At 64.8% G+C, this 21,598-nt stretch carries 19 protein-coding genes and 2 pseudogenes; 12 read left to right on the forward strand and 9 right to left on the reverse strand.

The genetic code is table 11. The features are described 5' to 3' along the window. Window positions 1–14: 14 nt before the first annotated feature. A complete protein-coding gene (locus ACGLHR_RS09200) occupies window positions 15–2,714 on the reverse strand; it encodes a LuxR C-terminal-related transcriptional regulator (protein ID WP_400093360.1) in 2,700 nt (899 codons plus the stop codon). 323 nt (window positions 2,715–3,037) lie between these two features. Here ACGLHR_RS09200 and ACGLHR_RS09205 point away from each other — a divergent pair, with 323 nt between their 5' ends. The 7 genes from ACGLHR_RS09205 to ACGLHR_RS09235 all read left to right on the forward strand — a co-directional run bounded on the left by ACGLHR_RS09205 (window position 3,038) and on the right by ACGLHR_RS09235 (window position 9,695). Next, the gene (locus ACGLHR_RS09205; RefSeq protein ID WP_400093362.1) at window positions 3,038–3,985 is read left to right on the forward strand and encodes a universal stress protein; all 948 of its coding nucleotides are present in this window, start codon (window positions 3,038–3,040) and stop codon (window positions 3,983–3,985) included. 67 nt (window positions 3,986–4,052) lie between these two features. After that, window positions 4,053–5,033, forward strand: coding sequence for a quinone oxidoreductase (locus ACGLHR_RS09210; protein WP_318233812.1), 981 nt, complete (start codon window positions 4,053–4,055; stop codon window positions 5,031–5,033). A 9-nt stretch (window positions 5,034–5,042) separates the two neighbouring features. Further along, a complete protein-coding gene (locus ACGLHR_RS09215; RefSeq protein ID WP_400093364.1) occupies window positions 5,043–5,891 on the forward strand; it encodes a TauD/TfdA dioxygenase family protein in 849 nt (282 codons plus the stop codon). A 55-nt stretch (window positions 5,892–5,946) separates the two neighbouring features. Continuing rightward, a complete protein-coding gene (locus ACGLHR_RS09220) occupies window positions 5,947–7,002 on the forward strand; it encodes a 3-keto-5-aminohexanoate cleavage protein (RefSeq protein WP_400093365.1) in 1,056 nt (351 codons plus the stop codon). 110 nt (window positions 7,003–7,112) lie between these two features. Next, window positions 7,113–8,453: an MFS transporter gene (locus ACGLHR_RS09225; protein ID WP_400093367.1), complete on the forward strand. Its 1,341-nt coding sequence runs from the start codon at window positions 7,113–7,115 to the stop codon at window positions 8,451–8,453. Window positions 8,454–8,490: 37 nt separating this feature from the next. Then, the gene (locus tag ACGLHR_RS09230) at window positions 8,491–9,093 is read left to right on the forward strand and encodes an RBBP9/YdeN family alpha/beta hydrolase (RefSeq protein WP_400093368.1); all 603 of its coding nucleotides are present in this window, start codon (window positions 8,491–8,493) and stop codon (window positions 9,091–9,093) included. A gap of 158 nt (window positions 9,094–9,251) precedes the next feature. Continuing rightward, window positions 9,252–9,695, forward strand: coding sequence for a hypothetical protein (locus tag ACGLHR_RS09235; protein WP_400093370.1), 444 nt, complete (start codon window positions 9,252–9,254; stop codon window positions 9,693–9,695). Between the two features lie 83 nt (window positions 9,696–9,778). Here ACGLHR_RS09235 and ACGLHR_RS09240 read toward each other — a convergent pair whose 3' ends face one another. Next, on the reverse strand, window positions 9,779–10,375 hold the full coding sequence (locus ACGLHR_RS09240; RefSeq protein ID WP_400093431.1) for a hypothetical protein: 597 nt from the start codon (window positions 10,373–10,375) through the stop codon (window positions 9,779–9,781). On the opposite strand from ACGLHR_RS09240, the gene ACGLHR_RS09245 reads away from it, so the two are divergent. After that, window positions 10,313–10,492, forward strand: a complete 180-nt coding sequence (locus tag ACGLHR_RS09245; RefSeq protein ID WP_400093427.1) for a beta-eliminating lyase-related protein — start codon at window positions 10,313–10,315, stop codon at window positions 10,490–10,492. The two genes, ACGLHR_RS09240 and ACGLHR_RS09245, sit on opposite strands and share 63 nt — an antisense overlap. Here the strand turns inward: ACGLHR_RS09245 and ACGLHR_RS09250 are convergent. Next, entirely contained in the window at window positions 10,431–10,862 is a 432-nt protein-coding gene (locus tag ACGLHR_RS09250; RefSeq protein WP_400093372.1) for a host attachment protein, read from the reverse strand. The two genes, ACGLHR_RS09245 and ACGLHR_RS09250, sit on opposite strands and share 62 nt — an antisense overlap. Window positions 10,863–11,496: 634 nt before the next feature. Here ACGLHR_RS09250 and ACGLHR_RS09255 point away from each other — a divergent pair. Then, window positions 11,497–11,865, forward strand: coding sequence for a VOC family protein (locus tag ACGLHR_RS09255; protein WP_267603031.1), 369 nt, complete (start codon window positions 11,497–11,499; stop codon window positions 11,863–11,865). Window positions 11,866–11,935: 70 nt separating this feature from the next. After that, window positions 11,936–12,079 (forward strand): hypothetical protein, encoded by a 144-nt coding sequence (locus ACGLHR_RS09260; protein WP_400093374.1) that lies wholly within the window; start codon window positions 11,936–11,938, stop codon window positions 12,077–12,079. Between the two features lie 623 nt (window positions 12,080–12,702). Here the strand turns inward: ACGLHR_RS09260 and oxlT are convergent. After that, a complete protein-coding gene (gene oxlT / locus ACGLHR_RS09265) occupies window positions 12,703–14,043 on the reverse strand; it encodes an oxalate/formate MFS antiporter (protein ID WP_400093376.1) in 1,341 nt (446 codons plus the stop codon). 200 nt (window positions 14,044–14,243) lie between these two features. Here oxlT and ACGLHR_RS09270 point away from each other — a divergent pair. Further along, a pseudogene (locus tag ACGLHR_RS09270) lies at window positions 14,244–14,327 on the forward strand (LysR family transcriptional regulator); the annotation flags it as partial. Window positions 14,328–14,484: 157 nt separating this feature from the next. After that, window positions 14,485–14,756 (forward strand): annotated as a pseudogene (locus tag ACGLHR_RS09275) (LysR family transcriptional regulator). Between the two features lie 205 nt (window positions 14,757–14,961). Here the strand turns inward: ACGLHR_RS09275 and ACGLHR_RS09280 are convergent. From ACGLHR_RS09280 to frc (ACGLHR_RS09300), 5 genes are all read right to left on the reverse strand, one after another. Further along, on the reverse strand, window positions 14,962–16,359 hold the full coding sequence (locus ACGLHR_RS09280; protein ID WP_400093377.1) for an NAD(P)(+) transhydrogenase (Re/Si-specific) subunit beta: 1,398 nt from the start codon (window positions 16,357–16,359) through the stop codon (window positions 14,962–14,964). A 10-nt stretch (window positions 16,360–16,369) separates the two neighbouring features. Then, on the reverse strand, window positions 16,370–17,929 hold the full coding sequence (locus tag ACGLHR_RS09285) for a Re/Si-specific NAD(P)(+) transhydrogenase subunit alpha (RefSeq protein WP_400093379.1): 1,560 nt from the start codon (window positions 17,927–17,929) through the stop codon (window positions 16,370–16,372). A gap of 64 nt (window positions 17,930–17,993) precedes the next feature. Beyond that, window positions 17,994–18,767: a fumarylacetoacetate hydrolase family protein gene (locus ACGLHR_RS09290; RefSeq protein ID WP_400093381.1), complete on the reverse strand. Its 774-nt coding sequence runs from the start codon at window positions 18,765–18,767 to the stop codon at window positions 17,994–17,996. A 113-nt stretch (window positions 18,768–18,880) separates the two neighbouring features. Continuing rightward, window positions 18,881–20,128, reverse strand: a complete 1,248-nt coding sequence (gene frc / locus ACGLHR_RS09295) for a formyl-CoA transferase (protein WP_400093383.1) — start codon at window positions 20,126–20,128, stop codon at window positions 18,881–18,883. 207 nt (window positions 20,129–20,335) lie between these two features. Then, a complete protein-coding gene (gene frc, locus ACGLHR_RS09300; RefSeq protein WP_400093384.1) occupies window positions 20,336–21,586 on the reverse strand; it encodes a formyl-CoA transferase in 1,251 nt (416 codons plus the stop codon). Window positions 21,587–21,598: the final 12 nt, after the last annotated feature.

Consider the following 21,598-nt stretch of genomic DNA (forward strand, 5'->3'; position numbering starts at 1 on the left):
TGCTGTCATTCCCGCTACACGTCGCGCAGCAGGCCTAGCAGTTGCGCCCTGCGCACGATCTGCTTGCGCGTGCCGGCATCGAGCTTGGCGGACAGATTCTTCAGGTGCCATTTGACGGTCTCTTGCCCGATGCCCATGGCAAGCGCGATTTCCTTGTTGGCAAGGTGCCGGGCCAGCAGTTCCAGGACATTGCGCTCTTTCGGCGTCAGCACCATGCTGGGCGCCGCGCGCGGCCCGTCTGCGCCAGTCGCGGCGAGGGGACGTGCCGCCGGCGCCGGCGTGGCGGGATCAAGACGCCGGGCAGCTGTGGATTCAGTCTCGATATCGCGCGCCCAGTCCGCCAGCGCGGGATGGACGTCGCGTACGCCGCGCGTCACCCCGTATGCCTCCAGCAGGTTCATGGCTTCACGCAGCAAGGCAAGGCTCTTCTCCCCGCTGCGGTCCATGGCCAGCGCCCGCAGCGCCATGATCTCGATGCGCACGACCTCGCGCTTCATCGCCTCGGCCCCTGCCTCCGCCCGCGTCAGCTGCTGCTGCGCCGCGCGCCAGTCCTGCTCGGCAATGCACGTATAGGCATGCGCCAGATCCTGGAGCAGGACCAGGTTGCGCTGCCGGATCGGAGACTCGGGCGCGGCGTTGTCTGCAACGATCTCATCGATGCGCCGCCGCAGGGTCCGGCACGTCTCGGAGCGAAAACGCCCGCTATGCAGCCGCAACTGCTCTGTCAGGCTGGCCACGCACAGCCTGGGCAGGTTGCGGGCAATGCCAACCGCATACATGGTCTCGAGCAGGTCGAGAGCGCGATGCTCGACGCCCCTGGCGGCGGCGATGCGGGCCGCCGTGCGGTAAGCCAGCAGCACCGTGTCCGGCGTCCCGCCACGCTCCAGGACATCCAGGCGATTGGCCAGCAGCGCTGCCGCTTCGTCTATCTGGTCCCGCGCATAAGCGGCGGCGGCCAGCAAGCCGGCGATCATGCAGGAAAACGGGTGGCGCCGGCCCAACTCTTCGTCGGCGCGGGCCAGTGCCGGGCGCAGCGTGCGCTCCGCCAATAGCACCTGTCCCTCGAACAGGTACCCCAGCCCGATGATGTAATCGCGCCAGCGGATCACATAACGGTAGGCAAGACTGGCGTCGCCGCGCGGCGCGTTCTGTTCGTAACGGCGCGCCTTGGCATACTCCCCTGCCGTCAGCGCGCGCACGGCCAGGCGGTTGGCATGCGCCTGCTGCAGCCACGCATCGTTGACGGGTGGTGCCTCCCCCCAGCGATCAAACAGTGCCGCGACGCGGTCCGGCTCGTCCGCGTAGTAGGCCGCGGCGCTCAGGATCAGGTCGATCTCGTAGCGCATGGCATCGTCCGGCGTCGCATGGCGCAGGATTTGCCGCACTTGCGCCTCGGCCTGCTGGTGGCGCTCGCTCAGCGCCAGCGCCCATGCCGCCGCCAGGCGCAGGCGTGGATGCCGGTCCAGCTCGGGCTCGGGCAGCCATTCGAGCCATTCGAGCACGGCGGACAACTGGCCGCGCGTGGCGGCGTCATGCAGGCAGCGCTGCGCCAGCCCATAGGCAGTCTCGCGCTGGCCGCTGGCGAGCGCGTGGCGCGCGGCAGCCTCGGTCATGCCATGATCGGCAAGCCAGTGCATCGCACGATCGTGCATCCCGGCGAGTTCCTGAGCCGGGAGGTCCGCCAGCCGGGTGCGCAGCGCATCGCGTGCCATCGCATGCAGGCGGAACCACTCGCCATGCTGGTCCGAGACGACAAACAGCGGCGTGTCACGCATCAGACGCTGCAAGCGCTCCTGCGCATCCGGCAACCCCGTCACGGCGTGGCAAAGATCGGCATGCAGCAGCTCAACGATCGAGATGCGCGTCAGGAACCCGGTATCCGCATCGGAGAGCCTGGCGAGCAGCGCGGTAACGAAGTGTTCTCGCATGCCTCCGGTACTGCTGGCGAAGGCATCAATGGCGGCAACGGGATCAGGAGCATGGGTGATTGCCGCCAGCGCGAGTTGCAGGCCGAGCGGCCAGCCCTCGGTCACGTCATGCAACCTGGCGCAGGCGTCGGCCTCCACGCTAGTCTCAAAATGCCTGCCGATCAGCGCGATCGTCTCGTCCAGGCGGAAACGCAGCAAGCCGGTATCGACTTTCACGCACTGGCCATATGGGCCCAGCCGCTCCACGACCGTGTCGAAGCCGCCGCGGGCCGCCACCACGATGCGCAGGTTGGATGGCAAGTTGTTAAGCAGGTAGATCAGCGCATCGCGGCTGGCGTCCGGCAGCCGCTCGGCCTCATCCAGTATGAGAACGACATCCAGCGCAAGGTGGGCAACCTCGCCCAGCCATGCCGTGAACCCCTCCAACGGTCCATCGGTCGCCCTCTCTCCTTCCAGCAGCCGTCCGCCGAATGCAGCACGCCCGCAGCCTGAGCGAATCGCGCTCGTGAGGCTCATCAGCAACCGGCGGGGATCGTTGCCCTCATCCAGAGACACCCAGGCCACGGCGCTGCCGCGCATGATGTATTCGCGGTGCCACTGGATCAGCAGGGATGTCTTGCCGAAGCCGGCAGGCGCTTGCACGATCGTCACGGGCCGGTCAACGAACCGCTCGCTATCCGAACGCAGGCGCGACCGCGCTAGCAGGTGGCGCGGTGCGCGCGGTGGACTGGTCTTGAGCAGCAGTTCCGATGCTGTGATGCCAGTGCCACTGGTGGGATTTGTCATCAAGTAAGCCCGGCAGGCTATGCCGATCAAGTGGGTTGAGCGTATCCGGCGGGTCAGCCGAAGCGCACGGCCAATGCCGCGGATTATAGCCACGCCGGGTGCATTGCTGGTCGCTCTCAGGGATATCCCTGTGCCCTATCCCCCCCGCTGCTGGGGGGAGCCCCCCACCGGCGCGCTCCTACCATTCAATCCACAATCAGGACGATCAAACAAGGGACGCAATGCCTGCAGCCGACAACCCAATCGCTACGACGCCCGGCGTCCATGCACCAACGTCGCCCTAACCCGCCCTGCCCCGCTCTAACCCGAAACCGGCCCAGACCATGTTCCGCCATCTGTTCGTCCCTGTCGACCCCCGCGACCACGACGCCAAAGCAACGCTGCAAGCGATCGCACTGGCCCGCAGCCACGGTGCGCGCATCAGCTTCCGGCATGCGCAGGATAGCTGTACGCGCGGCCAGTCGCAGGTCCGCGAGGCGCTGGTCCGGGCAGATGCGGCGGCACGTGCGCAGGGCGTAGCGAGCACGTTCGCCAGTCTCGTTGCCGAACATCCGGCGCGGGCCTTGCTGGCCGCGGCGGACCAGGCCGGTTGCGACGCGATTGTCCTCGCCCATCGCACGGGGGATCTCGCCGAGCCGGCGTCACCTGCCAGGGACATACTGATGCAAGCCCGCATTCCGGTGCTATCGATCGGGGCTGCATGCACACCCGCGCCCATTGCAGCAATCGATTTGCTGCACAACGCGTACAGCCGCCTGGCCACGCTGCTGGACGCCTGGCTGCGCCTCGTCGAGGCGCCGCCGGTGGCGGGCGCGCCGATTGTCGCGGCTCCCATGCTGGCAGCCGTCGAATATGTGCACCAGACGATTCATCCGCTGCAACGGCGCAAGGAGGCCACGTTGTTTCGCCGCCTGAGCCAGCGCAGCGAAGCCCTGCGCGCAGAACTGGAAGAGCTGTCCCGCCAGCATTTGCGCCAAGAGAATCTGCTTGACGACCTTGCCGTGCAAGTGGAGCAAGCCGCTGCCAGCGCGTCCGCATTTACCGCGCTCGCCCGGGTGGTCGAGCAGTATGCCCGCCTGGTATGGGAGTACAGGGGCCGCGAAGAAGGCGTGGTATTGCCGGCGGCGCGCCACTACCTCACTCAGGCCGATTGGGATGCGCTGCATGTCGCGCTGACCCAGGCCGTCGATCACCGCGCCGGGATTCGCTCCGACGCCACGTTTGCACAGCTGCTGGCCGCGCTTGCCCCAGCCGCACCGCCGGATGCCTGAACGCATCCCGGCGGATCACCGCTAAACCGAATCAACCACATACTGAATATAACGAGGAGGAGTCAACATGCCACACGCCATTCGAATCCATGAAACCGGCGGCCCGGAAGTCTTGCAATGGGAAGAGGTCGCCGTGGGTGATCCGGGTCCCGGGCAGGTGCGCTTGCGCCATGAAGCCGTTGGCCTGAACTTTGCGGACACCTACTTTCGCTCGGGCTTGTACCCGATGCCACTGCCGGCCGGCATGGGCGTTGAAGCCGCCGGCGTGGTCGAGGCCGTCGGGGCCGGCGTCAGCCAGGTCGCGGTGGGCGATCGCGTCACCTATACGGGCTTTCTGAATACGCTCGGCGCGTACAGCACCGAACGCCTGATCCCGGCTGCGGCGCTGATCAAGCTGCCCGCCGGCATCGCCTGCGAGACAGCAGCCGCCATGACCATGCGCGGCCTGACTTGCGCCTACCTGATGCGCCGCATCTACGCTTTCAAGCCCAACGACACCATCCTGCTGCACGCCGCCGCCGGCGGGGTCGGCCTGATCGTCTCGCAATGGGCGAAGCTGCTCGGCCTCACCGTGATCGGCACCGTGTCGAGCGAGGCCAAGGCGGCCGTCGCCCGCGCCCACGGCTGCGACCACATCATCGACTACAGCCGTGAGGACGTGGCCAAGCGCGTGCGCGAACTGACCGACGGCGTCGGCGTCAACGTGGTCTTCGACAGCGTCGGCAAGGACACCTTCGAGGCTTCGCTGGATTCGCTCAAGCGCCGCGGCCTGATGGTCTGCGTGGGCACCGCCTCGGGCCCGATCCCGCCGTTCAACCCGCAATTGCTGGCAATGAAAGGGTCGCTCTACCTGACCCGCCCGGCACTGGCCGACTACATCGCCGATCCCGCCGAAAAGAAAGAACTGGCGGATGAACTGTTCGCCCATGTCGCGGCCGGCCGCATCCGGATTGAAATCAACCAGCGCTACGCCCTGCAGGACGCGGCACAAGCCCATCGGGACCTGGAGTCGCGCAAGACCACCGGATCCTCGATTTTCGCGGTCTAGGAGGGCATCATGCGTGTCGAACAATTGACTTGCGCCATCGGCGCCGAGTTGACCGGCGTCAAGCTGGCCGATGCCATCCACGATGGCGACCTGTTTGCGCAGATCCGGTCTGCGCTCATCCGGCACCGCGTGGTGTTCCTGCGCGGCCAGGACATGACGCGCGCCGAACACGTCGCCTTTGCGCGCCTCTTTGGCGAGCTGGAAGACCACCCGGTAGCCGGCAGCGACCCCGATCATCCCGGCCTGGTGCGGATCTACAAGAATCCGGATCAGCCGAACGATCGCTACGAGAACGCGTGGCACTCGGATGCCACCTGGCGCCCAGCCCCGCCCCTCGGCTGCGTACTGCGCTGCGTGGAGTGCCCACCGGTAGGCGGCGACACCATGTGGGCGAACATGGTCCTGGCCTATGAAAACCTGCCCGACCACATCAAGAGCCAGATCGCCGACCTGCGCGCGCGCCACAGCATCGAAGCCAGCTTCGGCGCCGCCATGCCGATCGAGAAGCGCCTTGCGCTGAAGGCCCAGTTCCCGGATGCCGAGCACCCGGTCGTGCGCACCCACCCGGAGACCGGCGAGAAGGTGCTGTTCGTGAATGGCTTCACCACGCACTTCGCCAACTTCCACACGCCGCAGCGTGTTCGCTACGGCCAGGACGGAAATCCGGGCGCTAGCCTGCTGCTCAACTACCTGATCAGCCAGGCCAATATCCCCGAGTACCAGGTGCGCTGGCGCTGGCAGCCCAATAGCGTGGCGATCTGGGACAACCGCTCGACCCAGCACTACGCCGTCATGGATTACCCGCCCTGCCATCGCAAGATGGAGCGCGCCGGAATTATTGGCAACACCACGTTTTAGGCAGTCAACAGGCTTAGCGCAATTGAATCTGCCCCAATCCGACAAGGAGTAACAAATGCAATTTCTCGACGATTCCCTGCATCCCGAAAACCAGGACAAAGTAGTCATCACCGTGGCGCCCTACGGCCCCGAGTGGATGCCGGCGGATTTCCCCGAAGACATTCCGGTGACCATGGAAGAACAGGTGCAGAAGGCCGTTGACTGCTACAACGCGGGGGCCACGGTGCTGCACCTGCACGTACGCGAACTCGATGGCAAGGGCTCCAAGCGCCTGTCCAAGTTCAATGAGCTGATCGCCGGCGTGCGCGCCGCGGTGCCCGACATGATCATCCAGGTCGGTGGCTCGATCTCGTTTGCGCCGGAAGACGACGGCCAGGCCGCCAAGTGGCTGTCGGACGATACGCGCCACATGCTGGCTGACCTTGACCCCAAGCCGGATCAAGTGACGGTAGCCATCAATACGACGCAAATGAACATCATGGAGCTGCTCTATCCGGAATACCTGGAGGGCACCTCGCTGGCCAACCCGGCTTTCCAGGCCGCCTACAGCGAAATGACCGTGCCGGCCGGCCCTGCCTGGGTCGAGGAGCACCTGAGGCGCCTGCAGGCCTCCGGCATCCAGCCGCATTTCCAGTTGACGGGCATCCATGCGCTCGAAACGCTTGAGCGCCTGGTGCGCAAGGGCGTATACACGGGACCGCTGAACCTGACCTGGATCGGTATCGGTGGCGGCTTCGACGGTCCGAATCCGTTCAATTTCATCAACTTCGTCCATCGCGCGCCGGATGGTTGCACGCTGACCGCCGAATCGCTGTTGAAGAACGTCCTGCCGTTCAACATGATGGCCATGGCGATGGGCCTGCACCCGCGCTGCGGCATCGAGGACACCATCATCGACCAGCATGGCAAGCGCATGACCTCGGTGCAGCAGATCGAGCAGTGCGTGCGCGTCGCCCGCGAACTCGGCCGCGAAGTGGCCAACGGCAAGGAAGCGCGCGAGATCTACAAGATCGGCGTGCAGTACAAGGATGCCGACGAAACCCTGGCAGTGCATGGCATGGCGCCCAACCGCAAACCGGGCCAGGTGAACCTGCCCTTGCGCGCAGCCTGACGCCAGCCTGGGCAAGCGGGTGGGCGAAGATGCCCGTCCGCTTGCCACAGACCGCAGAATCTGCGCCTCATTCGCGACACCATAGCGGCATCAGACCGCAGGAGACTTTCATGGGACAGTACCTTTCCGAGACCGCCCCCGCGGACACGGATCTCACCGCCAAGCCGGCACGCTCGCATGCCTACGCGTGGCTGGTATTCGCCCTTATCTTTGCGCTCCTGCTGTCCGACTACATGTCGCGGCAGGTGCTGAATGCCGTCTTTCCTCACCTGCGGCTCGAGTGGGGCCTGTCCGACGCCAAGCTCGGCTCCCTCAGCGGCATCGTCGCGCTGATGGTCGGGCTGTTCACGGTCCCGTTCTCGCTGGTGGCCGATCGCTGGGGCCGCGTCAAGAGCCTGGCCCTGATGGCGCTGCTCTGGAGCTGCGGCACGCTGGCATGCGCGCTCTCCGCCAGCTACGGGCATATGCTGGCCGCCCGCTTTTTCGTCGGCATTGGCGAGGCTGCCTATGGCAGCGTCGGGCTGGCCGTGATCCTGAGCATCTTCCCGCCGTCCATGCGTGCCACCCTGACCGGCGCCTTTACTTCCGGCGGCATGTTCGGCGCGGTGCTCGGCATGGGGCTGGGCGGCGTCGTGGCGGCGCGCTTCGGCTGGCGCACGGCGTTTATGGCCATGGCCGTATTCGGCCTGGTCGTCGTGCTGATCTACTGCGTGACCGTTACCGAAGGCAGGCTCGCGCGCCGTGCGGCGGGGGCACCGGCCACGCGCCGTGCCGCGGTGCCAGGCCATGCGCGTACGCCCTTGCTGGCGACATTGCGTGGGCTCTTCTGGGCACCATCGCTGGTATGCGCCTATGTCGGCAGCGGCCTGCAGTTGTTCATCGCTTACGCGATCATGGCCTGGATGCCAAGCTACCTGAACCGTTACTACGACATGCCAGCCGACAAGGCCGCTCTGCTCGCCGCGGGGCTGCTGATCGTCAGCGGCGTTGGCATGACCTTGTGCGGGATGCTGACGGACTGGGCAAGCCGCAAGGCACCGGGCCGCAAGCTAACGCTCGCGATCACCTTCTGCCTCGTATCGTGCGTGCTGCTGTTGGCGGGCTTCCGCCTGCCGCCGGGTAGCGCGCAGTTGCTGCTGATCGCTTGCGGCTTGCTGCTGGCAATGGGTACCTGGGGCCCGGCCGGCGCCATGGTGGCGAATCTCACCCGCCCCACGACCCACGCAACCGCGCTGGCGATGCTGACGCTGGCCAACAACCTCCTTGGTGCCGCGCCTGCGCCCTACCTGACGGGCGTGCTCGCCGACAGGATCGGCTTGCTGGGTGCCCTGCAGTGGATTCCGCTGATGTCCCTGGGCGCTGCGGCGGTGTTCTTCATTGCCCGGTCGCGCTACCTGCGGGACCTGCGGCTTGCCGAGTCGCGCAATGAAGCGGACAACGCCGGAACCTGAGCCCTCCGACAATTCCTTTATCCGTTGAGTAGACAAGATGCATCACATGGAAATGCCCCCGATCGTCATCGTTCCCGGACTGCGCGAGCACGTGCCGGAACACTGGCAGACCTTGCTGGCCGAGAAACTGCGCACCGCCGGGCGGCAGGTCTGCATCGTGCCCCCGCTGGAGCACGACAAACTTGACTGCGCCGTGCGCGTCGCGGCCCTGGAACGCACGCTGGCGAGCCTGCGGGAGCCGGCCTTGCTGGTGGCCCACAGTGCCGGCGTCATGATTACGGTGCACTGGGCGCGCCGTTCCGCGCGCCCGGTACGCGGCGCCTTGCTGGCCGCGCCGCCCGACTTCGATCATCCGCTGCCCGACGGCTATCCGGACCAGGATGCGCTGCGCCTGAACGGCTGGACGCCGGCACCGCGCACAACATTGCGCTTCCCGAGCATCGTAGCGGCCAGCCGCAACGATCCGCTCAGCCGCTTCGAGGAAGCCGCAGGCCTCGCCCGTGCATGGGGCAGCCAGCTGGTCGACCTGGGTAACGTAGGTCATCTCAACCCCGCCTCGGGATATGGCGAGTGGCCACGTGCCGAGTCGTTGCTTAGGGAGCTAGCCGAACTGTCCGGGCAGGAACCGCGCAAGGACTGACAGGCCAGCCCCCCCCCCGATCGCCAGCGTACGTCAAGCCGGATCTCTCGCTTAGTTTCGGCTCGTTCGGCATACAATCATTGTTGCCATTTCAATTTCCTCGGCACCGTCGGTTCGACTTCCTGCAGCCCATTGCCGTCCGGTCCCGGATCAGCGAGGTGAGCGCGCTCGGCATCGCCGCGGAACAGATGCGGCAGAACATCCAACGCTTCCTGATCATCGTGCAGGCAATCTCTGCTGAAAGCCGGCTCGATCAGCTCCCGCCTGTGCTCCTGCGGAAATTGCTCAACGCGGCCGGGGGAGACGCAGGCGTGCTGTACCTGGCGGATGGCGAAACGTTGAACGCCGCCGTGGCGTTTGATCGCAACGGCGCGGCGGCGGACCGCCCGTACAAGAAGGCGAAGACCCTGTCCGAGTCGGTGCGCATCATGTCGATGGCCACGGCGCAGCACCATCTTGATCCGGACTTGTTCGCTCTGTTCCTGACCTCTTGCGTCTATCGCCGCTATGCCGAGCGCTTCATGCGCCCGGAACAGATCGATGAGGTTGATATTGCGCTGTTTGTGGCTAATGGTGTACGGAACGGTCAAGCAGCGGCTTGAAAATCCTTGCAACTGCCTCTACTCACGCATGGCTGTGCCTATGCAAACTGAGATCTTTCAATGGAAACCAATCACTATGTCAGTTACACGATGCAAAGCCGGCGCATGCCATGTTTCTCCGATCCACTTCGATCTTGAGGCGGACCATTGACAAGACTTGCGCGCTCATTGCGGAGGCGGCCCAAAACGGCGCGAGGATTGTCGCCTTCCCGGAGGCCCACATCTGCGCCTTCCCGGTATGGTCCGGTGTTCGCGCGCAGGTCGAGAACCGCGATTTCTTTGTGCGCATAGCCTAGAGTGCCGTCACCATTGACCACCCCGCCACCGAGCGGATCCGGCGCGTCGCGCGTCAACAAGATATCGTAGTGTCGGTCGGCATCAACGAAGCGTCCAAGGTTGGCGTCGGCTGCATCCGGGACACCAAGCCGTTTCACGATGTCGTTGGCTACTACAACCGCTTCGCTGTATTCCGCCTGCAAGTGAATCGCACAGCTCTCGAGCCCGCTCCTTGATGGCGCCGCCGGCGGCGCCCCGCGCGGCCGACCTGCCGCTGGAAGACGTCGCCGGGTTCTGATGCCATGCCTGCACAGACGGGTGTCTTCATGCCGTCCGGCACGATGTGCAATCTCGTCGCCATCCTGGCGCATACCCGTCCGGGTGACGAAATGATCTGCGGCCATGAATCGCACATCTACGGCGTTGAGGCTGCCGGCGCAGCCGAAGCCGGGGCCAAGCTCAGCGGGCGGCGAGACGGCTTTGCACCTCGCGCGCGCCCAGCCTGGAGATATCCTCGTTGAGCTCCTCGAACACCACCTTCTGCACTTCCTTGTCAAGGTGCTCGCGCAGCATGCCTAGGAACTTCGGCGCGGCGGCGAGGCGGAGCTTGTCGTAGCGCTGCTCCACGCGCGCCTGTCCGAGATATTGGCTCAGCATGCGGGCAAACTCGACACGTTCTTTTTCGGCCTGATCGATCCGCGGCGCCATCGAATGCATCGGTTCGCCCTTGCCGGCAAAGCGTCCCTGCGCATCGTCGCGCAACTCGCCATCCTTGGCACGTCCCAGTGGATTGACGAAGCCCTTGATCTCCTCGAGATCCCGCTCCATCCCGTGCGCCTGGAAGATCCGGGCTCGGCTGCCATCTGCGGTAAGCGTCCAGATTGTCGTCATTTCTAACTCCTTTCGTCGCGGCAGTAGGGATGTAAAAAGGATAGGCCCGGACCGGGCGATAGTCCCGGCGGGCTTTGTAACGCTGGCCGCAACACGCTACCGTCACATTCAGGCCGGGATACAGGTACATGCTGAGGATCGTGTGCGCCGCATTTCCTAGCGCGCGGCCCTCTCTCCAGAGCGCGGAAAGCCAATGGCAAAAGCCGGGCGTGGCGCAAGACGGCACCTCGCTCCCGGACTGGACCGAGCGCGACAGGCTTCACGCGGCGCGGTGCCGCTGGCTGCTGACCGTGTTGTATCTCGGTGGCTTGCGGGCGGCCGAAGTCGCCAGTACCCGGATGTGCGCTTTTTTTTTGCCTGCGTGAGAGGGAAGGCGTGGGCGTGGTCGACGCCCCAGGGCGCGAGGCGACGGGCATACTGCTTCTGGCATCCAGCGTTACCTCGCCGCCGGTTCACGCCGGCATCACGGAGACTTCGACCGCATGGAGGCTGGCCGGTGACGCCCGCCCGGCGCGCCGAAATCCATGTACCCTGCGAGGGTGGCGCACGTCAGCCTCTGCGTGACGGCCGGTTGGCCGTTCCCGGCCGGCTCGCATGCCGGTCCTTGCACATGCCCCTTCCAGGAGATTGCGACATGGCCATCCAGCTCAACCACACCATCGTCTTTTCTCATGACAAGAAGGTGTCCGCCGACTTCTTCTGCGAGATCCTCGGACGTCCCGCGGCCGTGCCGTTCGGGCCGTTTCTTGCCGTAAGGCTGGACAACGATGTCACCCTGGACTTCATGGATGCGCAAGGCGATGTTGCCCTGCAGCACTATGCCTTCCTGATCAGCGACGTCGAATTCGAGCAAAGCCTCGCCCGAATCCGCGCGCGCAACCTGATGTACTGGTCGGACCCATACCGCCGCCGCCCCGGCGAGGTCAGCACGGACGATGGCTGCCGCAGAATCTATTTCGAGGATCCGAGCAAGCATTTTCTGGAAATCTTCACGAAGGGATAAGACGCATGCGCATCGAGAGGAGGAGCCGCGACGCCTGCCACGGGCTTCGGCATTCCGTGCCCGAGGCGATATGAGGTTCCGCAAGCGCTGCGGTGCATTGGCGGTCGCGGCCGCGACGTTCGGGACGACGTGCGCGGCGCAGGATTTCGATGACATCGAGCGGCCGCTATGGGAAGCCGGCCTTGGCGTCGGGGGCATCACGTTGCCGCACTAGCGCGGATCGCGACGAACGCGCCAACTTCATGTTTCCGGTGCCTTACTTCATCTACCGGGGCGAACATCTGCGCGCAAGACGTTCGACTCTCGCTTCGAGGGCGATGGTGCCGTCGAGGATCTGGTGTGGTTTCCCGCCTGGGCGTTGATCGAGAAACCGGGCCTGGCATAAAACCCCCTTAATAAATTGATTAACTAATGCGTTGATGTGCCGAATCGCGCTTGCCAGGTCGACGCCGGTATCAACGCGAGTGCAAACAACCATCTTCGGGTTAGAGATCGCGTGAATGTGATTGCACAGGACCAGGCGGTGCTCGTCGTTCGTTTCTTTAAGAACGGACAAGAACGCGGACCACTCGCTGTATCGGCACCTACTATCCGCAAACCAATGTCTGGTGCCATTGGAAAGCCGTTGCAGACGAATTTCGAGCGTTATAGCTTGCCGGCTCGCTGTGAGATATTCATGGTTGGCCCTCCCTTTCGCCGGGTTGGCTATGCACTTGCTTCAGCGGGATGGGCATGGGCATGGGCAAGGGCTGTCTCCTCTTGCGGCTGCGGCGAACTCGCCCGGTGGCGTCACGAAAGGCCGCCCGCGTCGCACGGGCCGGTCCATTTCTGCTGCCTTTACTTCCCCTTGCGCGCGGATAACCGGGCCAAGCAGGCCTGGCTGTCGGTGACGGGCGTGAGCGCTGCGGCATGGCCGGTAATGAAGCGCCTTCGTATCGGCGCCAGCACGAACTTGGCGGACAGGCCGGCGGCAATGGTGACCAGTGCCGCCACCGTGAACACCGCGTCCCAGCTGCCCCGCGCCGATAGTACCGAAGCCAGCGGCACCAGGATCGCCGCGGTGCCCTTTGCGGTATAGAGCGTGCCGGCATTGGCGGCCGCGAACTTGCTGCCGAAGGTGTCCGCGCACAGGGCCGGGAAAATCGAGAAGATCTCGCCCCAGAAGAGAAAGGTCAACGCCGCGAAGCCCATGAACCAGTAAGGGTTGTGGCCGAACGTCATCAGGCCCAGTAGCGCCAGGCCCTCGCCAATGAAGATGAAAAACATGGTGTTCTCGCGGCCAATGCGGTCGGAGATGAAACCGCACAGCGGGCGCGTGAAGCCATTGCAGAGGTTGTCGATCGACAGCGTCATGGTGAGCAGCGGCAGCGTGAAGCCCAGCATGGTCACTGGCATCGAGGCGAAGCCGAAGTCCTTGGCAATGGGCCCCAACTGCGCGGTGGCCATGATGCCGCCGGCCGCCACCGCGACGAATGACGCATAGATGATCCAGAACACCGGCGTCTTCACCATTTGCCCTGGCGTGAACTCGACCGGGTTGGTCAGCACAGCCTTGGCTGCGACTACACCCTTGGGCGGTCGCGGCTTCACCAGCAGCAGCGCCATCAGGAAGATGCACACGCCCTGCAGGATGCCGAAGGTGAGGAAGGCCTGCTCGTAGCCGGCGCGCTGGATCATATTGGCGATCGGAATCACCGTCAGCGCCGATCCCGCACCGAAGCCCGCCGCGGTAAGGCCGGCGGCGAGGCCCCGCTTGTCGGGAAACCATTTGAGCGCGTTGCCCACACAGGTGCCATAGACGCCCCCGGCGCCGATGCCGGCCACCACTGCGGCGAAGTACAACTGGGGCAGGCTGGTGGCATAGGCGTTGATCACCCAGGCTAGTCCGACGCAAAGCGCGCCGCCCGCCACCACGGGGCGCGGCCCTAGCTTGTCGACCAGCCAGCCCTCCAGCGGCACCAGCCAGGTCTCGGTCACGATGAAGATGGAAAAGGCGACCTGGATAGCGGATTCGCCCCAGTGATGCTTGGCATTCATGGGGGTGACAAACAGCGTCCAGCCGTACTGGAGGTTCGCCACCAGTCCCATGCAGACCACACCGATACAAAGCTGGAACCATCGGTTGTGCAGCCAGCCGCCGTGACTCACGGCAGGGCCTGCCGCGTTAAAGTGCGCCATGTGTAGTCTCCTGGATGGTGCGTTTGGCGCTCTATGGCACGGATAGCGGGGCTTCTCTTGCGGGGGGGAGCCCTTGGTCTATTGGGCGCGCCAGACATTGCGGCACGTGAATTGATGCTAGCCCATCTCGGTATCAGCAAAACATAAAGTTTTTTACCATTATCATTACTGATCATTTATATATTGCACAGGACGGCACGATGAGGAACGCCACGCTGCGTCAGCTGAAGGTTTTCGAGACAGTCGCGCGCCACCTGAGCTTCTCCCGGGCGGCGAAGAGTGTGGAGGGCCTGATAAAACATAAGCGATGATTTATGGTCTTTCTATATAACTTTAATTATCGTAATTCGTTCGGCACACCTATGCTGCGCTCAAGCCCACCTCTTCCGGAGAGCAAGGAATCCGATCACGAACCAGGTCCAGTCCGAAACGCACAACACCCTGCCGGCCGGCACCACGGCCTCGCGCAGCGATGACGAGGACCATTTGACCGCCTACAACGCGGCCTTCACCGAACTCGGCCTGCGCTTTCGCTGGGACGCCGGGATGTACCACTGGCTGTGCGGGATCGAATGCGAGAAGACGCGCGTCGCCCGCTAAACGAGGAATACCACGCCCATTTTCTGAAGGCCTACGACGCGGACTTCCTCAGCCAGCTAATCTTCGACAAGAAGAACGAGTACCTGCGGGCGAGGGGGCGGCAAGCCAACTGAGGCTGCGGTTTCACGTCGGTGAGAGGGGCGCTGACAGGCGCTTTTTTGCCGTACATTGGACTCTCGTCTGGGCGTTGGTTTCCCGCGTCGGCAATCGTGCGATACGTGCTGATAGATCAGGTCGCGAAGCTGTGGATTCTCACAACTTCGCGCGCATTCGGACCAGGCAGACGTGGCAGCGATGGCGCCAGCCGTCGTACCCGGCTCAGGCCTGGACTGTCTCCAGCTGCCTCAACAACGAATCCACACTGCCCTTCGCATCCCCAAACCACATCCGCGTGTTGTCCTTGTAGAACAGCGGATTGTCCACCCCCGCATATCCTGCAGCCATGCTGCGCTTGGACACCACCACTGTCTTCGCCTTCCATACCTCGAGGACCGGCATGCCGGCAATCGCGCTGCCCGGATCTTCCAGCGCGCCGGGGTTGACGATGTCGTTGGCACCCACCACCAGCACCACATCGGCCTTGTCGAAATCCTCGTTGATCTCATCCATCTCCAGCACGATGTCGTACGGTACCTTTGCCTCGGCCAGCAGCACGTTCATATGGCCGGGTAGGCGCCCCGCCACCGGATGGATGCCGAAGCGCACCTTGACGCCCTGCGCGCGCAGACGCCGCGTGATCTCGCTGATGGTGCCCTGCGCCTGCGCCACCGCCATGCCGTAGCCTGGCACGATGATCACATCGGCCGCGTCGCGCAGTAGCGCCCCGACCTCTTCACTTGACACTGGCACCACCTCGCCTTCCACGGCGGCGCCAGCCTGCGCCGGCGCGGTGCCGAAGCCGCCCAGGATCACCGAGAGGAATTTCCGGTTCATTGCCTTGCACATGATGTAGCTGAGAATGGCGCCGCTCGACCCCACCAGCGCGCCGGTGATGATCAGCAGATCATTGCCCAGCATGAAGCCGGTGGCCGCCGCGGCCCAACCCGAGTAGCTGTTGAGCATCGACACCACCACCGGCATGTCTGCGCCGCCGATGGCCATTACCAGGTGCGCTCCGGCCAGCAGCGCGATCGCCGTCATGGCGGTGAGCGGGACCAGGCCCTCCTGCGCCGACGGCGCCGCCAGAAAGGCGTAGCCCAACCACACGCAGGCGCCCAGGGCGGCGGCGTTCAGCAAGTGCCGGCCCGGCAGTAGCAGCGGCCTGCCGCCCAGCGTGCCCTGCAGCTTGAGAAAGGCAATGAGGGAGCCCGTGAAGGTTACCGCGCCGATCAGAATGCCCAGATAGGTCTCGATCTCGTGGATGCTCTTCTCCGCACCGGCCAGCGGCGCCGCGCCGAGATAGTTGGCATAGCCCACCAGCACCGCCGCCAGGCCGACGAAACTGTGCAGCACGGCCACCAGCTGCGGCATCTGCGTCATCTCGACGCGGCGTGCCAGCAGCGCGCCGGCCGCCGCGCCCACGGTCATCGCCGCCAGCACCACGCCGATGCCGTCGCGGCCCGACACCAGCACGGTGGTCACGATGGCGATCACCATGCCAGCGATGCCGAGCAGGTTGCCCCGGCGCGCCGTGGCCGGGTGGCTGAGCCCGCCCAGGCTCAGGATGAAAAGCGCACTGGCGCTCACGTAGGCGATCTCACTGATTCCCGATGGCATGGCCTTCTCCTCAATCGCGCCGGAACATCTTCAGCATCCGCTGGGTCACCAGGAAGCCCCCGGCGATGTTGATGGTGGCAATCAGCACCGCGATGCCCGCGATCACGCTGCTAACCGCCGAAGGACTGCCCAGTTGCACCAGCGCGCCGACCACGATAATGCCGCTGATGGCATTGGTCACGCTCATCAGCGGCGTATGCAGCGACGCAGTGACATTCCACACCACCTGGTAGCCGACGAAGATGGCGAGCACGAACACCGTGAAGTGCGCCAGGAAGGCCGGCGGCGACACCGCGCCGAGCGCCAGCAGCGCCACTGCCCCCAGCACCAGCAGCGCGACCTTCCAGCCGGTGCGTTTGCCGCTTTCCGTGGCCGCGGCCGCGGTGGGCGCCGGCGTTTCAGCCGGCGCAGCAGGAGCAATTTCCACCGTCTTCGGCGGCGGCCACGACATGCCGCCACGATGGAGCACGGTGGCGCCGCGGATCATGTCGTCGTCCATGTCGACCGCCAGTTCGCCATCCTTGCCTGGCGTCAGCTCCGCCAGCAGGTGGCGCAGATTGGTGGCATAAAGCTGGCTGGCCTGGGCGGCCATGCGGCTGGGCAGGTCGGTGTAGCCGATCACCGTCGCCCCCGCGCGCTGCACGATCTCGCCGGGCGCAGTCAGCTCGCAATTGCCGCCCTGCTCCGCCGCCATGTCGACGACTACGCTACCCTGGCGCATGCTCTCCACCATGGCCGCCGTGATCAGCCGTGGCGCGGGCTTGCCGGGGATCAGCGCGGTGGTGATGATGATGTCCACTTCGCATGCCTGCTCGGCGAACAGCTGCATCTCCGCCTCGATGAAGGCCGTGCTCATCTCCTTGGCGTAGCCGCCGCTGCCGCTGCCGTCTTCTTCCACTTCCACCGAGAGGAACTCGGCGCCCAGGCTTTCGATCTGCTGCCGCACTACCGGGCGCGTATCGAAGGCGCGCACGACCGCGCCCAGGCTACGCGCGGCGCCGATCGCAGCCAGCCCGGCCACGCCGGCGCCGATCACCAGAACCCGCGCCGGCGGGATCTTGCCGGCGGCGGTGATCTGCCCGGCAAATGGCCGGCCAAAGGCATGAGCGGCCTCGATCACCGCGCGATAACCCGCCATATTGGCCATCGAACTGAGCGCATCGAGCTTCTGCGCGCGCGAGATGCGCGGCACGCAATCCATCGCCAGCACGGTGGCGCAGCGCTGCGACAGGCGTTGCAGCAGCGCGGCCTGCTGCGCCGGCCAGATGAAGCCGATCAGGGTCGCACCCTTCTTGAGCAGGGCCGCCTCTTCCACCCCGAGCGTGGGGTGGGCCTGTGGCGGCCGCACCTTGATTACGACGTCGACCGTGGCCCACAGGCTGGCGGCATCGACGATGTCAGCACCAGCCGCACGATAGGCCTGGTCGGGGCACGCCGCCTGTGCACCGGCGCCGCTCTCGACCACCACCCTATAGCCGAGCTTGATCAGCTCCCTGACCGAATCGGGCGTCGCGGCGACCCGCCGCTCCCCGGCGTGTACTTCGAGGGGCACACCGATTGTCATTGCCATCTTGTTCACCGTTCCCTGGATGTGCGCGGCCTGCCGGGGCTTGAGACCCTGCCGCGCCGGCTGCCTAGCCGCGCAAATGGTTCACCAGCGCGCCGATCCCTTCGATCGCCACCTCCACCACCGCGCCGTCCTTCATCGAGCCGACGCCGAGCGAGGTACCGCAGGCGATCACGTCGCCGGGCATCAGCGAGAGGTCCTGCGAGATCCGACTGACCTGCTCCTGCGGGGAAAAGATCATGTCGGCGAGCGGGTAGTTCTGCCGCTCCACGCCATCGAGCCGCGTCACCACGCTGGCCGAGCGCCAGTCGAAATCGGCGACGATGACGGGCCCCAGGCAGCCGAAGGTATCGAAGCCCTTGGCGCGGCACCATTGCGGGAAGCTGGGGTCCGCCGCGATCAGGTCGGCCGCCGTCACATCGTTGACGATGGTGTAGCCGAAGATATGGTCGGCAGCCTCGGCCGGCGAGACATTGCAGCACTTGCTGCCGATCACGATGCCCAGTTCGCCTTCATAGACGATCTTGCCGGCATAGCTTTTGGGCCGCACGATCGCATCGCCGGGCCCCGCCACCGAGCTGGCGGGCTTGATCAGGAACAGCGGATGTAGCGGCACGGGCTTTTCCAGCTTTTTGGCCAGCGCATGAAAATTGTTCCACAGCGCTACCAGCTTGCCTGGCTCGCAGGGGCTGAGCGGCGTCACCTCGCCCAAGTCCAGCACGATGCCGGTTGGGACCGGCTCACCGAACATGTCTCCGCCGTATTCGGTGACGCGATCGTTCTCCAGCACGCCGAAGCCGATATTGCCATCGGCGAGCCGAAAGCGTATCCACGATTTCATCGCAATGTCTCCTTCACGATTATGGGGTGCGCTCGGGCCGTGCCGAGAGGGTGCGGGCCGTCGCATCTTGTCCCGCATGCTAAACACGCGGTTGATCACCGTTTAGTGCGCGGTCAAATGGCACCGGCGGCGCGCAATTGAGCAATCTGATCCGGGGTATAGCCAAGTTCGGCCATCACTTCGTCGGTGTGTTCGCCCAACAGCGGCGAGCGCGTAACGTCGGTCGGGCTGTCGGACAGCTTGATCGGGTTGCCGACCGTCAGGTACTTGCCGCGGGTCGGGTGGTCGACCTCGACGACGGTGCCGGTCTTGCGCAGTGACGGCTCCGCGGCGATCTCCGTCATCGACAGGATCGGGCCGCACGGGATGTCGTACTTGTTCAGGATCTCCATCGCCTGGAATTTGGTCTTCGACATCGTCCAGCGCTCGATCTCGGCGAAGATCTCTTGCAGCTTCGGCAAGCGCGCGGCCGGCGTCTTGTACTCGGGGTCGTCGACCCACGCCTCGCGGCCTATCACCTTGCAGATCGCGCCCCATACCGGCGCCTGCGTGATGAAATAGATGTACGCGTTGGGATCCGTCTCCCAGCCCTTGCACTTGAGGATCCAGCCTGGCTGGCCGCCGCCCGATGCGTTGCCGGCACGCGGCACCACATCACCGAAGGTGCCGTTCGGATACTGCGGATACTCCTTCATTACGCCGGTGCGCTCGAGCCGCTGCTGGTCGCGCAGCTTCACGCGGCACAGGTTCAGCACGCCGTCCTGCATGGCGGCAAGCACCTTTTGGCCACGGCCGGTGGTCTTGCGCTGGTACAGCGCGGTGACGATGCCGAGCGCGAGATGCAGACCGGTGCCGCTGTCGCCGATTTGCGCGCCCGAGACCATCGGCGGGCCGTCGTCGAAGCCGGTGGTCGACGCGGCGCCGCCTGCGCACTGCGCGACATTCTCGTAGACCTTGCAATCCTCATAGGGGCCCGGGCCGAAGCCCTTGACCGACGCGACGATCATCGCCGGGTTCAGTTCCTGGATGCGCTCCCAGGTGAAGCCCATCCGATCCAGCGCGCCAGGCGCGAAGTTCTCGACCAGCACGTCGCACCCCTTCACGAGCGCCTCGAGCACCTTTTTGCCTTCCGGATGCTTGGTGTCGATCGTGACCGAGCGCTTGTTGTGGTTGAGCATCGTGAAGTAAAGACTGTCGACATCCGGGATGTCGCGCAATTGCTCACGCGTAACGTCCCCCACGCCCGCCCGTTCGACCTTGATCACATCCGCTCCGAACCACGCCAGCAACTGCGTACAGGTCGGCCCGGATTGCACATGCGTGAAATCAAGGATGCGAACACCATCCAATGCTTTGCCCACTTCAGTCTCCCGGCTTAACTTATATATCGTCTGCTGGTTCGCGCCCGGCCCATACGCGCGCGAGTCATGCGCTGGAGGTGGCCTCCAGTTCCGCCGGGCGTTTGAAAAACTGCTGTTCAAGCGATGAACCGACTCAGTACAGCGCTCGGACGGGCCGCCGTACCTGGCAGCGCCGAAGCCGAAGCTCCGGATCCGCGGTTGCCGTCTTCAAACAGCCTGGAGGTCGCGCAAGCGCTCGATTTGCGCCTTGCTATAACCGAGGCTGGCCAGCACATCCTCGGTGTGCTCGCCCAGCAACGGCGAAGCGGTGATCTCTGGCTTCAGGTCGGAGAATTTGATCGGGCTGCCTACCGTGAGATAGGTGCCGCGCTCCTTGTGGGGGACTTCCGTGATGCTGCCGCTCGCGCGCAACGACGGGTCGTTAGCGAGTTCTTTCATGGTCAGCACCGGCGCGCACGGAATATCGAACTTGCGCAGAATATCCACCGCTTCGAACTTGGTCTTGTCGGCCAGCCAGTCTTCGATGGTCTTGAAAATCTCGAAGATGTGCGGCTGGCGCGCCTGGGCCGTGCTGTAGGCCGGGTCCTCGATCCATTCGGGCTTGCCCAGCGCCTTGCAAATCGGCGCCCATGCGTGACCCTGGATGGTGAAGTAGATGTACGCGTTCGGATCGGTTTCCCAGCCCTTGCACTTCAGCACCCAGCCCGGCTGGCCGCCGCCGCCGGCATTGCCGCCACGCGGCACCACATCGCTGAATGTGCCATGCGGATATTGCGGATACTCCTCCAGGTAGCCCAGCCGGTCCAGGCGCTGCTGGTCGCGCAATTTGACGCGGCACAGGTTCAGCACACTGTCCTGCATCGACACCGCCACCTTCTGGCCGTTGCCGGTTTTATCGCGCCCGATCAGGGCGGTCAGGATGCCGATCGCCAGGTGCATGCCGGTATTGCTGTCGCCCAGCGCCGCGGCGCTGATGGTCGGCGGGCCGTCCCAGAAGCCGGTGGTGGAAGCCGCGCCGCCGGCGCACTGCGCGACATTCTCATAGACCTTCAAATCGTCGTAGTGGTGCCCGTCGCTGAAGCCCTTGACCGAAGCCACGATCAGCTTCGGGTTGAGTTCCTTGAGGCGCTCCCAGGAGAAACCCATCCGGTCGAGCGCGCCCGGGCCGAAGTTCTCCACCAGCACGTCGGATTCCCGCACCAGCTTTTCCAGCACTTCCTTGCCTTCGGGTTTCTTGGTGTCCAGGGTCAGCGACTTCTTATTGCTGTTGAGCATCGTGAAATACAGCGCGTCGACATCCGGGATGTCACGCAACTGGCTGCGCGTCACATCGCCCGAACCGGGACGTTCGACCTTGATCACGTCGGCGCCGAACCAGGCCAGCAGTTGCGTGCAAGCGGGACCGGCTTGCACGTGCGTAAAGTCGATGATTCTGATCCCTTCGAGTGGCATGCTCATGATCGGTGACTC

The organism is Cupriavidus sp. CuC1, assembly GCF_044627735.1.
GTDB lineage: Bacteria > Pseudomonadota > Gammaproteobacteria > Burkholderiales > Burkholderiaceae > Cupriavidus > Cupriavidus ulmosensis.